The organism is Bacillus sp. B1-WWTP-T-0.5-Post-4 (genome assembly GCF_009183795.1).
In the GTDB taxonomy this organism is placed as follows: domain Bacteria; phylum Bacillota; class Bacilli; order Bacillales; family Bacillaceae_G; genus Bacillus_A; species Bacillus_A cereus.
Genome location: NZ_WEIJ01000007.1, coordinates 245,443 through 260,916, shown reverse-complemented (window position 1 = coordinate 260,916; position 15,474 = coordinate 245,443). Strand labels below are relative to the sequence as shown.

Here is a 15,474-nt window from a genome sequence, read left to right as displayed (position 1 = left end):
GAACTATTTATTTTTGGATTATAAGAGTGCTCTCACATTTACGACAAGTAATCTTCTCTTCCTCAAAAATGAATAGATTTTCAGCATCACATTCTGGGCATACAACTGCAAATGGTGTTTTTATATTTTTATAGCATAGGAAAGAAAAGAATGCCATGATTAGAGCAGGTATAATAAGCATCATAATTAAGAATAGGCCCGCAAAAACGCCTGTAATTATGGAAAGTGGTTTCATTAGTTTTCTACCTACGGAGTTTACTTGATTATCCTTTTTACGAAAAGCAGTGACAAGGTAAGTTTGGGTTTCTTTTACTGGCTCAAATGCATTTACCGTATTGTAATCTTGTTCATCCATAGTGGGATAGGAAGTGTTTGGTCCTTGATATCCTCGTTGTATATAATAATTGTTTGACTCAGCTATTCGTGGTGTATACGAGATTCCAGTTCCAGGTACATAAGTTGTTGTTCTTGATTCAGGTGAAATAGAGTTCCCTCCCATACCTGTGTATGTAAAGTTAATTTTCACACCCGGGGAAAACTGGATAATTCTACGAAATTTATAACCCATAATATTGTATCCTCTCTATCTAATTAATAGAATTCTTTACTAATTATAACAAATTTTTAGTGTTAACATTAACTTATTATTCTATAATAAAATAGTTATATTTAAATTTAATAATTTAAGGCGTTTTATGAGTTCTCTTTTACTTGGACATTTGGTGCTAAGAAGGTATTGTATTGCTAAAAATACAACAATTATCGAGTAAGCTTATTATACCATCAATAAATGGGATTATTTATATTTTAAATTTAACATATAGATTGAATAATATTTTTTCTATATAGTTAAATGATCTATTATTTATTAAATTTAATAGGAAATTTTGCAAGAAGGAGAATATAATTTATGGCTTTTTTGAGAATATTTTTATTAATTATAAAGATGCTCGATGATGCCCTATTAAAATTTGATGAGTGGGAAAACGAATTGAATGAATCCGAAAATAAATTTAAAAAGAAATTGGGTATTTATGCTATTGATTTAATGGCATTATTATTATTTTCGTATTTTTTTGGGGCATTACTATATGTTTTTATTACTTTCTTACCATCTTTTAATAGCATTATTGTATCTTTTGTAAAAACTTTAGGATATATCTTTACAGGAGAGAGAGAATTCTTATCACCCTCCTTATTTATAATACCAAGTCCATATATAAGTTTTAAAGATATATTTTTATGGTTAGTTTTAATAGCATTTATTTCTGCTATTATAGTTTATTTAAATAAAGATAATAATGAGTTTAGAATGGTGAAAATTTTAGCGATAAGTAATAGTATATTACGTTTAGTAGTTATAAATTTAAAAATAGAAAAATCTTTAGTTATTATAGGGCCAATTTTTATTTTTGTTACATTATTTATTACATATGCAATGGTGCCAGATACTTTCTTTGTAGCCCATATATTGGAGATTTTGTTTTTTTGGATAGCTATTTTTGTTATTTTAATTACGTATTCAAGTTTTAATAAAGATAGTATTAGAGCGAAAAGATTTGTCATATTTATAGTGTTTATACCTATTGTAATTTCAAATATTTTACAAAATAAAACGCAAGGTTCCATAAGTTTGCTATTTTTAACAGTTACTATATTTTTGACATTTGAAAGAGTATTTGCAATCCTTGTGGAATATAAGGAACAGATATATGAAGGGAAAGAATGGATATTTGCATTAAGAAATTTAGAACAAAAAGATTACGATAAGATAAGAACTAAGCATAATTTGGATAATGATGATTACCTAGAAATTTTTGAGGATAAGGTTTTAGCGGGGATGGTATTTTATAAAGGTACAAAAAGAGATTTATTAAAATCAAAAGTATGTTTTGAGAGTAGTTTAGTAGATAACCCAGATGATACATTTTGTAAATATTTATTAGCTCAAGTGTTAGTGGATATTGGTGAGGAGCAAAACATTCAAAAAATTATTGATTTGCTTCAAGAAATAAAAAAACAACATCAAGAAAATCCATATGTATTTGAAGTTATAGATGTTGAAGAACGTATAGCATATTTAGAGTTTATTAGTGAAAATCCTAAATACAATGAAATAATTAATATTTTAAAAGATAAGAGGAATTTACAAAATGATTTTGTTTATATATTAGGAGTATCTTATTTGTACGTAGAAGATTTAAAAAAGGCAAGAGAGACGTTGGAGTTGTTAGAAGGGAAAGAGGATAAGCTAAGTTTTAATGATTGGCACGAGTGCATGGCTTATTTGGAGACTAAGGAAAAAGAATTAAATCAAGAAAATAATTAGTAGTTTGTTTGATGGAAATGTATAAAAATTTTATTTTAATTACATAGGAATTTTATGAATTTCAAGTCGGAGGAAGACACCCTAAGGTGCCTTCCTCCGACCTGATAACTACATTTTATGATTTCATTTTCTTTATTACATACCTTGCTGCAGGCACAGGAGAAGTTAATGCTAGAATGTAGAGTTTTGCTTTTTCTTGGTTATTTACAGCGTTTTGAATGTATACTTTTTTATCATTTTTGATGATATCAAGGGAATTGGTTTGGGGCGCAATGTTCTAGAGGATTTGAAAGTAAACTAATATTCAAAAGTTTACTTTCAGGAATAACAAAAAAAGAGTCCTATATTAAGAGGACTTTTTTTCTATTTCCCTTATTTTTTTCCGCAACTGTTTGCCAAGTGAACATGCTCATTAAAAATTTTGTTGTTAATTTGTTTTTCATATTTTTTTAATGTTTCATTTATTTTACTACCAGTTTTACTTTCGAAACTTTTCTCTAGTTCTGATGCTATATCTCTTGTATTTGTTTGTAAATCGTGAAATATCCCTATGTTTTTTTGAAGAGCATATGTATCTTCTTTTATAATATCTATTGATTTAAACTCTACCTCTGTTTTTAACATCATACGCTGCATTTCTTTTTCAATTTGTTTTTTAGCAGCTTGTAATTCATCAACAACCTGATTTGCTAAATCTCCTGCAGCTCCTGCAGCATTTTCGATTTGTTTTTCTATCTTTTTAATTTCTCCTATAAAATCGATCATATAATTATCCCCTTATTTAATTTGAAAATTTGATGCTAATTGGTTGTCTTTATCTCTTAGTGAATTTGCTGCATCACTAATATCATCTCCGAATCGGCTTAAACTCTTTTGTTCTTTTTTTAAAAGATGGATTAATTCTTCTGCTAGGTTTGCGTCATGAAAATAGTCATTTCCACCTTTTCTAATTTTAGCAATTTGTGAGATGGCTTCATCTACTTCGTGTTCTTCTAATAAATGATATCTTCCACCTGGCCCTGTTTCATGTTTTAATTGATTTTTTAACTTTTGAACTGCTTCAGCTTCGTTTCTTTGAAACTCTTCTATATTTTTTGCGATATCTGATAATCGATTGCTGAGTGTTTGAATTTTTTTTGCTTGTCTTATAATGTCTTCAGGTTCTAATTTTAATATGGGACTTCCATTTGAATGAAAGGATCCCTTAAATGTATCTCTGCCGTGTCCGTCCATAGTTAAACGTGTAAAAAGTCCTTGTTTTGTATCGTTCTGCCTCACTGTGTATTGCTTACCAATTAGAGGTGCACCGAATTGAGTGTGGTTACCAATCGGGTCATTTTCATGTGTATAATCAGTTGCTTTATTCTCCATTTTCCCTTCATCTACTCGTCTTTTTGCTTCAGGACTTAGTATACGATAGGGATTCGGTGCAGCATATGTAGTTGCATAACAATCTAATTCTGCAGCGATAAGGTCTGCTTCTGCACCACCTTTACTATGTCCAGTGGTATGAAGAGAAGAAGGGTTATATTTTGCTACGATGTCATTTTTTGTCCATTTTAATCCAGTATCAAATGATGTTTCAGAATCAGGTTTTATAGTTTGACTGTTACTTGGAGTAATTACTTTAGAATGTGTTTTAATTCCAAACGTAATCTGATCGATATCTGTTTCGAAATCTGCTAATTGGTTAGGCTCTGTCCCACGAAATGCTAGGATTATCTCATCATAATGTGTTGCATTTTCATCATATTTGTCTGCTGGTACTACCGCGATAGCTTCTAATCCATTTTTTACTTTTTGAGAATCTGCATCTATTGATTCTATGACCCTCCAGGTTTGACCATTAACCCCTTCTATTGAGGCTCCTTTTTGTAAAAATTCATCGTTATAAACATCACTTGATAGTTTGAAAAAATCTTCATCTGTTGCAATGGTATTCTTTTTAAATTCACTCATATGTTTCAACTCATTTCATGGTATATTTTAACTATATTGAAATATAAGGGGATTTCCTATGAAGAAGAAGTTGGTAATTTTCATATCCATTATTTGTATTATAGCAGGAGGGTATTTTACAATGGAATACTTAAAACAAAAAGAAAAAGAAGAAAAGTTTTGGAAAACACAAGAAACAAGAGTAGAAAAATATGTTCATTACAATATTAAAGATGTGAAATCTATTACGTTTACAAAACAAGAGTTGAATCCGATGGGAATCCCTACTATAAAAGGATATATAAATGGTGATCAAGAATTGTGGTTTGTAGCAAGTATTAGTACCACAGAGAATTTTGAAGATCATTTTGGATGTTCTGGAGAACTATATGATAACTACATGAAAAAACCAGCAAAATCGGTATCTAAAATTGAAAAAGAAGAGAAAGCAAAAAAACAAGAGTAGTTCTTGCAATTACTCTTGGTTTCTGTACCCTATTTTAGAAAGAGCATATGTTAACTAGCTTTGAATATAAGGGGATTTTGAAATTGAAAAAGAAGAGAAGGAAAAGAAACAAGAGTAGTCTTTGTGATTACTCTTGTTTTTTATTTAGGAAAACACTCTTAATCGTTGCTGTAGTATTTGTAATCGGAGGGATATTTATTGTTGGTAGTATTGTAAATAATGGCTATGAATTATCTTCAAATCCAAGTATGCGAAACGATCGTACCCCTTTGAATTGTGCTCATTATGGTGGCGAATGGGACACAGGTGGTCTTTTTGGAGAAGCTAAATGTGTTTATGATAAAATTGATGAATCGGATAATAGGTAGTATATAAAGGTCTTATCTATTTTATAGGAAGATAAGGCTTTTTTATGCATAAAGAAAAGACACCCTAAGGTGCCTTCCCCCGACTTGAACCACTTTAATTTTAATAATATGTATTGGACTCCCGTCCAAACATTATTTTACTACCTTAAGTAATGTCAGTTGTTAAGAAAAAAAAGGCACTCTTTCGAGTACCTTTTTCCTATTCTACTTTTAAATTAATTTCTTTACCTGTCATACCGCCACTAGCTTTTAAGAAAAGTCCTTCAGCATCTTTTGGTATATCAAATACAATTTTCCCTGTCTGTGTTAGACCAGGATTTAATTGTTTTAAGAAGAAGTCAGTTTTTCCACCGTTAGCTAAGTCAAAAGATGATTGACCTTGTACAGAAGATGTGAATTCACGACCTTTGTTATCTACCAATTTAAAGCTGTTAGTATCAACAGTGATAGCGTCTTTTTGATTATTAGTAAGTGTAACTTCTAAAATTTTAAAGACACCTTGTGCTTGTTCTTTTGAGTATTCATTACCCACAGAATCTACTGTTTCCATAGATCCTACAGAGATTTTCACATCAGAAGATACACCTTCTTTTGATACCGCTTTAGTGTCTGTTGAAGTTTTTTCTGTTGAATCTCCACCACCAGCAACCATAGCAATTATTCCGATTACAAATAAAGCTATAATGCCTAGGCATCCAAACTTAAATATTTTTCCCACGTTTGTTCCTCCAATTATGTAAAATGTAAGATTGCCATGTTAATAATAACAAATTTAATATCTTTATATTGTCATATTATGTCGAAAGGAAATAAAAAAGATAGTTAAGAATTTTCAGGCTATATCTATGAACTATGATCTATGATCTATTATTTCTGTTGTACCTCTTATTCATAAAGAAAAGACACCCAAAGGTGCCTTCCTGGGACTTGAACCATCTTAATTTTGAAAAATGACATTGAAGGAATTTCTTTATTTATAACTATATTAGGGATGTTAATAATGGTATTTTATAGTGATATGAAAAAATTAATTATTAATGAATTTAAAATAAAAAGAAGACCGAACTAGAATAACAATCTAGTTCGGTCTTCTTTTTATTTGTTTACTTGTTTTCTTGGAAAACTTAATTAAAGTTTCTTAATTATTACTTGTTCGCCATCCTTCATAATGTCCTGTCCATGAATTTTTACTTACTTCAGTTGCTCCTTTTAAATACCAAGTCACTCCATCCCACTCTTTTACAGTAGGTATTTCCCCTTTTGATTTGTAACCAGGAAAGTCTTGTTTTTCTTTTTTCTTAACAAAACTTTTTTTATTATCAATCGTTTTTAATTTTACACCTGTATCAGTAGGTGTTTCCGCAAGTACTCCTCCAGCACCAGATAACATAATTCCAGTTGCTAATGTTCCAATTATTACTTTTTTGAACATGAAAAATCCCCCTTTTTTGGAATGAATATTACATAAATAACAATACCATATTATTTGTATTTTCTAACATTTGAATTTATTTATAAATATTTAATTGAATATTCAAACTATACAATTAATATGAAAAGATTTAAAAATAATTAGTTCTATTAGTAGTGAATCTCAAGTCAATGATTGGAAGAAAACTAAATTATTTATGGGGTAAGAAGTATAGAACTCAAACTTTTTTTGTGAATTTATATTCAAAAGTTTACTTTCAAATTAGAAAAGGCTAGTCCCTTGATCCCCTTTTTGGAAATAAAGAAAAGACACCCTAAGGTGCCTTCCTCCGACTTGAACCACTTTAATTTTAATAATATGTATTGGACGCCAATCCAAATGTTATTTTACCATGTTTAGTTGTTTCACACATTGAGAAATGTTATTCGAATCTATATTTTATTGAAATTTACTTGTTATGTATTTCGCTATATTGTCATAATCTCCATAAATAAATTTACCATTAATCCCTATAAAATTAAGTTCATCAAGAATTTTTTCTTTATTGTTAATGACAACTACTTTATCGGGCACAATTCTTTGTATACCTTCAATATAAGGATTCTTTATAAATTGACCACTCTGAAGATAATTTTGATATATAAATAATCCTTGTTGGTTACGTCCCCTTTCAAAAGTCAATATAGGAGCATATTTAAAATTAGGAAGTATATTTAACCATGCGTTCTTATTCCCTGGTCTGTAATGTATGCTATGTAATACTTCTTGTAGATAGACAGTGTAGATGAATATTGTCCAAGAAGGATTTTGTATCTTTTCACTTAGGTTTTTAAATTTCTTTAATTCTAACAACTTCATACAAGGTTCAAAGAATGCCATTTCATATAGACCTTCATCGTAAGGAGGAAACTTATTTACATCTATGATTGGCATTTCTGATGATATAAAGAAAGATTCAATCTGTTCATGAAGATCAGCATTTTGTTTTTTTAAGCAATCATAAAATATTTCAGGATGTTCGGTTTCGAATCTTAAAAACGCACCATACATATCTAAGAATATATCGTCATTATTAGATGCAAATATTTCTAATATATTCGCATCTTCAAATTTAGTTAAAATGTTTGTAATATCAATAAATTTATCTTTAAACAAATATACGAATCCTCTTTCTTCATCTAGCTGTTCTTCATTTGTATCTTTCGGATTTTTATAATCTTGACACGCGAAATATAATGCTACTAGGGGTGAGGTAGTTACATCAATAAGGTTTGTTGGAATCCCATGATGTTGAGAAAAAGCCGAAAAATGAGTACGTTCATCAGGTGTTAATTTGTACCAAACTTCTTTTTTAAACTCTTTTTGCATATTAAGAAAGGTATTTGCGTTTTTAGTTCCTTGTTCTGATCTATAACCAGGGGGTGTTGTATTTCTTAATCCTGAAGAGAAAGTTTCATGATAATTGGTTGGCTCTCCTCTAAATAAATAATTTGTAAATTCCCCACTAGAGAATAAATCTATATACTCAGCTAAGTTCTTTATTTCAGTTACAGCAGGTGTATGAAGACCTGTTGTTTCACGGTGCAAATATTGATTTGTATTTGTCATGATAACCTCCAAAATCAAAATAATAAAAGCACTCTTCTGAGTGCCTAGACAATTAATTCTTAGATAGATCCACACCGTCTGTTTTGTTTCCTAGTGTTGTAGCAGCAGGTTCATTTTGCATTGCCTTCAACATATTAGGATCAATATTAACTTGAACAGTGTTAACGTTATTTACATTGTTTGTTCCAGCTGTACGGGCCGCGAATAATGCATTCTTGTAATCCACACGTCCGCTTAATAAGAATAAATCAATAAACCATAGAATCCCTAATCCTCCGCAAGTCAGGAGATTCAAGATACCCATGCCAATATCCCCAACATAAAATCTTCCTGCACCTAAGAATCCAAGGAAAATATGTAATAAATACGCTATACCTTTAGATTTCATCTTTTTCACTCCGTCCTAAAAATATAAAATGTAAGATTTCTAGAACATCATAACAGAAACAGTTACAACTATATTGTCATATTTTGTCGAATGAAAAATAAAAAAGCACTCAAAAGAGTGCTTTTCCATAAATCTAATGTTTTTTACTAGATTTTTTATGTCCTTTATTTCGTTCACAAGCTACACCATCGCCATCACGATCTAAATGCGAAGCATAAGCTGGGCTATCTGGAGTTATATCATAGTAGCCAGCATTATTTGCATCTGTACAGTTTGCAAAGTGAACTTTCTCTTGTTTAGGTGCAGCTTGTTGCTGAGGTGCTGTATTAGCTGCAGCTTTTTGTTGCTCCTGCTCTTTTGCTCGAGCTGCTTCTTGTTGTTTCTTTTGTTCTTCTTGTTGTCTTTGAGCCTCTTCTTGTTTGCGTTGTTCATCTAATCGTTTTTGTTCTTCAGCCTTTTTCTGTTCTTCCAATTGCTTTTGTTCTTCAGCCTTTTTCTGTTCCTCAGCTTGCTTTTGCTCTTCAGCTTTTTTCTGTTCTTCTAACTTCTTTTGTTCCTCAGCTTGTTTTTGTTCTTCGGCCTTTTTCTGTTCTTCTATTTTCTTTTGTTCCTCTTCTTTTTTAGTTTCTTGTTTTGGTTCTTCTGATGTACTTGCTTTATCATTTGAACCACAAGCAGCCAATCCCATAAGTAACACGCTGCATGTTAAAGCCATTAATAATTTTTTGCTCATAATTTAATTCCTCCAAGATATATATAATGTAATATTTCTGGACAATCTTATCAAAATAAACATCTATATATTGTCATAATGTGTCGAAGGAAAATAAAAAAGAGAGCCGAAGCCCTCTAAAACCAATTATCAATAATTATCCCCACTAGATTCATAATAATATGAATCTGAATTATCACAGCAAATACATGTTGTTTGTTGGATAAATAATGGACTAAGTTCAGCGTTAGCTGTAGTGGCATTTGAGAAAGTAATACTTTGAACATCCTCAAATAAGAAAGTTTTTCTATCTCCTGGTGTTAATGTAATTGTTTGTGGAGTTGTGGAATTAAATGTTCTAATAGTCAATGTAACAAACGCAGCAAATACAGGGCTAAAACTAAAGCGAATTAGAGTTTTATTGTGATTAGTTGTAAAATTTTCAAATAGGGTAATTGTAGAACCTGGTGGAATTTCAAGACTTGTAGGGGTAGTTTCAGATCCGAAAATTGTAAATGTCTCTATGGAACAGTTATTGGAGTTTGAAGGGTTACATGATTTTTCTTTTTTCTTGTAATATTTCTTTCCATCTTTACAGAAATAATCTGCCATATCTAATCATTCCTCTCAAAAAAGAGTTTAAGGTTGTCCCATATATATTATGAAGGTTGTATAAAAAGGTTCTAGTTTAAAAAGAGTAAATAAAAAAGAGAGCCGAAGCCCTCATTGGATAAATTGGTAATTTTTTGAAAAAACGACCTTGCTGACGTCCGTCTGGCTCCTCATAAGCTCGTTGGATGTCATTGCGAAATTTAGAGAACTTATTGCTAATCATAAAGAAAAGACACCCAAAGGTGCCTTCTTGGGACTTGAACCAAATATATATTTTTAAATTTTAGGTATAACAAAAGGATGGGTTTTAGATATTATGCCTATTTCTTTTGCGAATTTTATTAGATCAGGATTAAACTCAGGGGCAATAATTTTAATTATTTTCATGGTTATTCCGGTTAGTAGTGTTCTTGTATATTTAATAATTGCATCAGAAATTTCGTTTCTTATAGGTTTTAGTGCGAATTCATCTTTTGTTAAATCTTTATGTATAACTGCACTTAATGCTTGATAACCGTGAGCTTCCTTTGATAAAAGACCATAAAGAAGGTAAATTTCATCATCCGCTACCACATCAACAAGCCTTTTTATTGATGTAGGACCATTAAATAGTGAATACCATTTAGGCTCATATATAGATTTTTCATTAACCCGTTCCCATTCACTTAGCACCTTATTAAATTGCCTTTGGTTTAATATTGATTCAGACCGTTTAATACTAAGTTCTAATTCTTTTTTATTTATATATATATCGTTAAGATCTAACTCTAGAGAATCCTTAGCAACTTGTAAATCTGTTTTTAAAAAACCAATATAATAAGATAAAGCTCTATCTTTGATTCTTCTTTTTTCTTGAATAATATATTTTATAGCTAAAACTGTTTCCAGTGCTGATCTTATTAAAACCCTAGCCGGCCCTTCTAGTTTGTGATCAGCTAAAATATAATTACCGTCAACTTGCTCCAATAATTTTCTGTAAAGAGAGAGGATTATTTTATGTTCTATTTTTAAATCGGTTTTTCTTTCTATTTTCTTTAAAGTCTCTTCTCCAAACTGGATGCTTTTACTTAATACTTCTAAGTATGAATTCATTAATTCTACATCCTCCTTTCTATTAAAATAATAAAAACACCCACTAGAGTGCTGTTTCTTTTTCGCCTAATACACGTATATATAATGATTATGTGATAATTATTATAACGCGTTAACAATTAATTTCAACACAGAGTGAATGATGTAGTCAGGAATATTAGATATTGCAGGGACTACATCATAAAAAAAAGACACCCTAAGGTGCCTTCCGACTTGAACCACTTTAATTTTAATAATATGTATTGGACTTCCATCCGACTATTATTTTACCATGTTAAGTTGTTTTATACATTGAGAGATCTTCGCATTGCTATCTTTTTGAGTACTACCAATTATAATTCTACCTGTATTTAAATATCTTTTAAGTATAATATGCATCTTTTACTTTAGCTATAGAATGCCTCCATAAAATAATCATTTTTACTTATTACTTTCTAATATATAATTTTTTTGGGGAAAATATACATCTTTTAATTTATAATTTATTTATTAGTGTTTCTACATACGAGGGGGTTAGGATGTGGCTCAAGTTGAAACTATAGATACAGTATCAAAGCTTTTATTAGAACCTGCATCTAGGGCTGTAACAACTGAAATAGCAAAGTATCTATTCTGTAATTTAGATACGAAGATTAAGAAGGTTTTTAATAAGAGAAAGATCAGTGCAGATTCATATGAAGAATTAGCCGAAAAATTTAGTAATTATTTAGAGAAGAGCTATTTTGAATATAGTTCCATTCCTACTCTGGCCTTAAAAGATAAGCGTGTATGTTTAGAGAATATATACGAACCTTTGACTCTAAAAGAAGCTGGGGTAAACGATTTAGCGAACCAAGCAGAGTATACGCTGTTAAATTATGATGATAGTTTTTTTGAAAATCATCCTAAACTAATAATTTTTGATAATGCGGGGATGGGAAAGTCTACTTTTCTAAAATTCTTATTTTTATCAGCTATGCAGCAAAGAATTCAACTACCTATATTCATCGAATTACGACATTTAAAAAATGATAACTCTGTTCTTGATGAAATATATAAAAAGATTAACTATTTATCAGATGAATTCAATAAAGAAAACATTCTAGAGCTAATTAAGGATGGAGATTTTCTATTTTTTTTAGACGGATATGATGAAATTTCCCGCTCAGATAGGGAAAAAGTATCAGCAGATTTAAAACAATTTCTAATTCACGCTAACAAGAACCGATTTATTATTACATCTAGACCGGATGCTGGGTTAAATCTTGCTACTTTTGAAAAATACAAAATTAGAAATCTAAAATTAGATGAGGCATTTTCGATAATAAGAAAATATGATAATATAACCGGATATCGTCTACAAAAAGAATTAATAGAAACCATTAAAAACTCTGAGCAACATTTTAACAGCTTCTTGAAAAATCCAATGTTTGTTTCACTGCTCTATGTTACTTACAAAAATAAAAGAGAGTTACCTCTTACTCAAGCTTCTTTCTATCGTACGGTCTATGATGCTTTGTATTCAGATCATGATTTAACAAAAGATGATGAATTTAAAAGGGACAGAGGCAGTGACCTTTCCAGAGATGAACTAGAGTTTTTCTTTCAAAAATTTGCTTATTATTGCTTTATAAAGGATATAAGTAACTTTGAGATTGATCCCTTACAAAATATTATTAGAGAAGTTCTAAAAGATAATTATTTTTCAAATAAGAATCAAGCCCACGACATATTTGTTGATATAACTCAGCATGTACCTTTATTAACAAAAGATGGTGTTGATTATAAATGGATTCACAAATCGTTTTTAGAATATTTTACTGCTAAATATATATCAACTCATATTAAGAAGACAAACTTTCTTCAGTCGCTAATGAAGAAAGACTTATTAGATTATGAGAACATGCTTAAAATATATGTCGATATAGATAGAAGTACTTTTGACTCTGTCTTGGTGGAACCTCTATTGAATTCATTTCTAAAACATGTTGAAAAAGAGCCCCCAACAGGACATATACTACAATTGCGAGAGAAAACCTTTTTAAAACAATATATAATGACACAAATTAAGAAAGACATGGTTGATGAAATGTTAAGCTTAATAGACGGGGATAAAAGAGATTTGTCGGGTAAATTATATAGAATTACACGTGACAAATGTCAAGCGAAATATAACATATTCCTAAAATCTATGTCTATAAGACCAGTTCGATCTAGTAATGGTGAGTTAGAAAACCAAAACCTAATAGGATCAGCTCCATATAAAAACCCAATGGCGTCATATGAAAATCCAGTGGATAACAATGAGATCCTTGTCGGTATTTTAAAGGAAAAAAATTATCCTTTTATAAAAATAGAATCTAAGGAAAACATAGAAAAAGCTCGAACCTCAATACCTAGATTATCTTTTTTTAATCACCTTGATGTTAAAGAAGATAACATTATGTTAATTAACAAAAATACTTTCTTTAAAGATTCTGATATAAATTTAAGTGAGCTTTATCTTGCTACAATATCACTAATGCACTCACAAATTAGCCTAAGCTATAGTAAGGTTAAAGACTATCTAGTTCAAATGAGAAAACAGGATGAAGATTTCTTAGATTTATGGAATTAATTTCAAAATCAAATAACCTTATATATATATAAACTAAATGTGTTTAATTAAACTATTTTCTAAAATAGAATGCTTATCCGAGAAGAAAGGAAGGCATTTTGATTAATCTTTTTTCAAAATAGCTTCATTTTATGTGCCATAGAATGAAATTTTGGACTATCCTTAATCAACCTTTGTTTTAAATCTACAATTTTAATTATTTCATATTTAACTAAAAAACAAAAAGAACTTGTAGAAATCACTACAAGTTCTTTTTTAGGTAATATACACAAATTTGTAATATGTTTAGAAATTCAATTATTGAATATGTTATGAGCGAAAGGGAGTGTCCAAAATGTATATTTTCCTTTTGTATAAGCATAATTAATTATGCTATAGACATTTCTTTTTTTTGAATCTTATTATGGTGTTTTAATCAAATTACCATTGTTGTCTTTACCTTGCATTTCAAATTTTGTTCCTAGTTCATCAAGTATGATATTCGTACACTGACTTAAGATTTTTTCAGTAGTGATTGTCAAATGTGGAGTGTCTTTAATTTTAATTTCCCTGTATACCCATTTCATTTCTTCTTCTTCTGTTGCAAATTGATTCCATGCAATTTCCTTATATGGCGCAACAGAATTCATAATCAGGAAATTCATACGTGACAGGAAAATTATTAACGAAAATTTATAAGATTTAAGACTAGGATACTTCGCCTTAATTTCAATAGAGATATAATCAAAGGGAATATCCCCAGATAGCACTTCTAAATCTATAGGTTTCTTTTCTTTTTTCCTTCCAAATGAGGGATATAGTGAAGCAAGGCTATAAGGATTTGTAGATTCTTCTTCCTCTTCATATATTACATTAACAAAATAATCATTTTGTTTTTCTTTAAGTAAATTAAGTACAGCTTTATGTTTATCAATATTACTTAAAGGAATCCCTCTATTTATACAACCTTTATTAACTGATAACTCATAGAGGTCAGCTATGTGATTTGGTAGTGTAAACTTTTCAAACTTATCCCCTATTATATCAACAGCATTTATGATTTCCGAAAAATCTGTACAGTAATCTTCTGCTTCTTTTTTAACCATTTCGATTAAGGAAAATTCTTCTTTTTCTTCTACTAAGGCTTCTGAAGTAACTGCCCCGATATCCTCTAATTTTTTTTCAACTTGTTCTTTTAACTCAGTTGTTACTGAACAAAAATCCTCTGTAAGATTAGCTTGAAAAACAAACTTAGGAGTTTGCTCGTCTTTATATATTGAACTAAATGTATCAGATATTCTGTCTGTAATATTCTTAAATCTAATTGTAGTTCCAGCATCTTGATCAAGAACTGCTTGGACAAAACTTTCTGTAAAATAACTTAACCTTTGTGCAAGAGAAGGTTCATTATTTTGAGACGAAAACATAAAATAACAGTCTCTCAATTCTTGTTTCCTTGCAGATTCCCTTAAAGTTTTTTCTACAAGTTGTTCATCGTCTTTAATATATGTAGCACCTGAATAGCATGCGTCAATGACCTTTACAGCTAATTTAGGACTTAACAATCGTAAATAACTATCTACCTCTGAATTTTGTAAAGAAGTAGCCTTTAACTTTGTGGACTCATAATCTGATAACAAGAAATGAACATCAGATGAGTTTGTCTTACCATGTCCAGTAAAATAGAAAAATACCTGATCGATTTCTTCCTCAGGATTTTCATATTTTTTTACAAACTCTACAACTTGGTCTTTTACTTGATTACTATTCAAATTCTTGTTAATAAATAAAATTTCACTATATTCATTTGTTTGCTTAAGTAGTTCATGCATTACCTCAATATCACATAAGCATGCATCTAAATTACTAATATTTTTATATTCGCTTACACCAATTAATATTGCTATTTTTACTCCCAACTACCTCGCCCCATTTCTTATAAATTACCACCAAA

General features: G+C 30.0%; 15 protein-coding genes. 4 read left to right on the top strand and 11 right to left on the bottom strand.

The features are described 5' to 3' along the window. Positions 1-7: 7 nt before the first annotated feature. Positions 8-568, bottom strand: coding sequence for a DUF4236 domain-containing protein (locus tag GBN91_RS21655; protein WP_000540755.1), 561 nt, complete (start codon positions 566-568; stop codon positions 8-10). Positions 569-910: 342 nt separating this feature from the next. On the opposite strand from GBN91_RS21655, the gene GBN91_RS21650 reads away from it, so the two are divergent. After that, positions 911-2,329, top strand: coding sequence for a hypothetical protein (locus GBN91_RS21650; RefSeq protein WP_152122295.1), 1,419 nt, complete (start codon positions 911-913; stop codon positions 2,327-2,329). 372 nt (positions 2,330-2,701) lie between these two features. On the opposite strand, the gene GBN91_RS21645 is transcribed toward GBN91_RS21650, so the two are convergent. Beyond that, on the bottom strand, positions 2,702-3,094 hold the full coding sequence (locus GBN91_RS21645; RefSeq protein ID WP_070179601.1) for a hypothetical protein: 393 nt from the start codon (positions 3,092-3,094) through the stop codon (positions 2,702-2,704). A gap of 12 nt (positions 3,095-3,106) precedes the next feature. Beyond that, the gene (locus tag GBN91_RS21640; protein ID WP_070179602.1) at positions 3,107-4,288 is read right to left on the bottom strand and encodes an alpha/beta hydrolase family protein; all 1,182 of its coding nucleotides are present in this window, start codon (positions 4,286-4,288) and stop codon (positions 3,107-3,109) included. Positions 4,289-4,346: 58 nt separating this feature from the next. Between GBN91_RS21640 and GBN91_RS21635 the strand changes: the two genes are divergently transcribed. Together GBN91_RS21635 and GBN91_RS21630 are read left to right on the top strand one after the other, a co-directional pair. After that, a complete protein-coding gene (locus GBN91_RS21635; RefSeq protein ID WP_070179603.1) occupies positions 4,347-4,733 on the top strand; it encodes a DUF1433 domain-containing protein in 387 nt (128 codons plus the stop codon). Between the two features lie 83 nt (positions 4,734-4,816). Continuing rightward, entirely contained in the window at positions 4,817-5,101 is a 285-nt protein-coding gene (locus GBN91_RS21630; RefSeq protein ID WP_226800184.1) for a hypothetical protein, read from the top strand. A 199-nt stretch (positions 5,102-5,300) separates the two neighbouring features. Here the strand turns inward: GBN91_RS21630 and GBN91_RS21625 are convergent, their stop codons facing one another. From GBN91_RS21625 to GBN91_RS21590, 7 genes are all read right to left on the bottom strand, one after another. Continuing rightward, positions 5,301-5,819, bottom strand: a complete 519-nt coding sequence (locus GBN91_RS21625) for a DUF4352 domain-containing protein (protein ID WP_016513719.1) — start codon at positions 5,817-5,819, stop codon at positions 5,301-5,303. 420 nt (positions 5,820-6,239) lie between these two features. Further along, positions 6,240-6,533, bottom strand: coding sequence for an LCI fold-containing protein (locus GBN91_RS21615; protein WP_000475237.1), 294 nt, complete (start codon positions 6,531-6,533; stop codon positions 6,240-6,242). A gap of 438 nt (positions 6,534-6,971) precedes the next feature. Next, positions 6,972-8,141, bottom strand: coding sequence for an FRG domain-containing protein (locus GBN91_RS21610; protein ID WP_152122293.1), 1,170 nt, complete (start codon positions 8,139-8,141; stop codon positions 6,972-6,974). Positions 8,142-8,193: 52 nt separating this feature from the next. After that, the gene (locus tag GBN91_RS21605; protein WP_000836916.1) at positions 8,194-8,529 is read right to left on the bottom strand and encodes a TM2 domain-containing protein; all 336 of its coding nucleotides are present in this window, start codon (positions 8,527-8,529) and stop codon (positions 8,194-8,196) included. A 133-nt stretch (positions 8,530-8,662) separates the two neighbouring features. Then, positions 8,663-9,262, bottom strand: coding sequence for an excalibur calcium-binding domain-containing protein (locus GBN91_RS21600; RefSeq protein WP_152122291.1), 600 nt, complete (start codon positions 9,260-9,262; stop codon positions 8,663-8,665). 129 nt (positions 9,263-9,391) lie between these two features. Then, positions 9,392-9,853: a hypothetical protein gene (locus tag GBN91_RS21595; protein ID WP_152122289.1), complete on the bottom strand. Its 462-nt coding sequence runs from the start codon at positions 9,851-9,853 to the stop codon at positions 9,392-9,394. 276 nt (positions 9,854-10,129) lie between these two features. Continuing rightward, positions 10,130-10,945 (bottom strand): DUF5677 domain-containing protein, encoded by an 816-nt coding sequence (locus GBN91_RS21590; protein ID WP_152122287.1) that lies wholly within the window; start codon positions 10,943-10,945, stop codon positions 10,130-10,132. 520 nt (positions 10,946-11,465) lie between these two features. Here GBN91_RS21590 and GBN91_RS21585 point away from each other — a divergent pair. After that, entirely contained in the window at positions 11,466-13,541 is a 2,076-nt protein-coding gene (locus GBN91_RS21585) for an NACHT domain-containing protein (RefSeq protein WP_152122285.1), read from the top strand. Between the two features lie 401 nt (positions 13,542-13,942). Here the strand turns inward: GBN91_RS21585 and GBN91_RS21580 are convergent, their stop codons facing one another. Further along, complete coding sequence (locus GBN91_RS21580) at positions 13,943-15,439, bottom strand: caspase family protein (RefSeq protein WP_152122283.1); 1,497 nt, start codon at positions 15,437-15,439, stop codon at positions 13,943-13,945. Positions 15,440-15,474 lie beyond the last annotated feature (35 nt).

What these genes read in the sequence shown, in the direction of transcription:
- GBN91_RS21655 (WP_000540755.1), bottom strand. Translation starts at nt 568, where the DNA reads ATGGGTTATAAATTTCGTAGAATTATCCAGTTTTCCCCGGGTGTGAAA.
- GBN91_RS21650 (WP_152122295.1), top strand. Translation starts at nt 911, where the DNA reads ATGGCTTTTTTGAGAATATTTTTATTAATTATAAAGATGCTCGATGAT.
- GBN91_RS21645 (WP_070179601.1), bottom strand. Translation starts at nt 3,094, where the DNA reads ATGATCGATTTTATAGGAGAAATTAAAAAGATAGAAAAACAAATCGAA.
- GBN91_RS21640 (WP_070179602.1), bottom strand. Translation starts at nt 4,288, where the DNA reads ATGAGTGAATTTAAAAAGAATACCATTGCAACAGATGAAGATTTTTTC.
- GBN91_RS21635 (WP_070179603.1), top strand. Translation starts at nt 4,347, where the DNA reads ATGAAGAAGAAGTTGGTAATTTTCATATCCATTATTTGTATTATAGCA.
- GBN91_RS21615 (WP_000475237.1), bottom strand. Translation starts at nt 6,533, where the DNA reads ATGTTCAAAAAAGTAATAATTGGAACATTAGCAACTGGAATTATGTTA.
- GBN91_RS21610 (WP_152122293.1), bottom strand. Translation starts at nt 8,141, where the DNA reads ATGACAAATACAAATCAATATTTGCACCGTGAAACAACAGGTCTTCAT.
- GBN91_RS21605 (WP_000836916.1), bottom strand. Translation starts at nt 8,529, where the DNA reads ATGAAATCTAAAGGTATAGCGTATTTATTACATATTTTCCTTGGATTC.
- GBN91_RS21600 (WP_152122291.1), bottom strand. Translation starts at nt 9,262, where the DNA reads ATGAGCAAAAAATTATTAATGGCTTTAACATGCAGCGTGTTACTTATG.
- GBN91_RS21595 (WP_152122289.1), bottom strand. Translation starts at nt 9,853, where the DNA reads ATGGCAGATTATTTCTGTAAAGATGGAAAGAAATATTACAAGAAAAAA.
- GBN91_RS21590 (WP_152122287.1), bottom strand. Translation starts at nt 10,945, where the DNA reads ATGAATTCATACTTAGAAGTATTAAGTAAAAGCATCCAGTTTGGAGAA.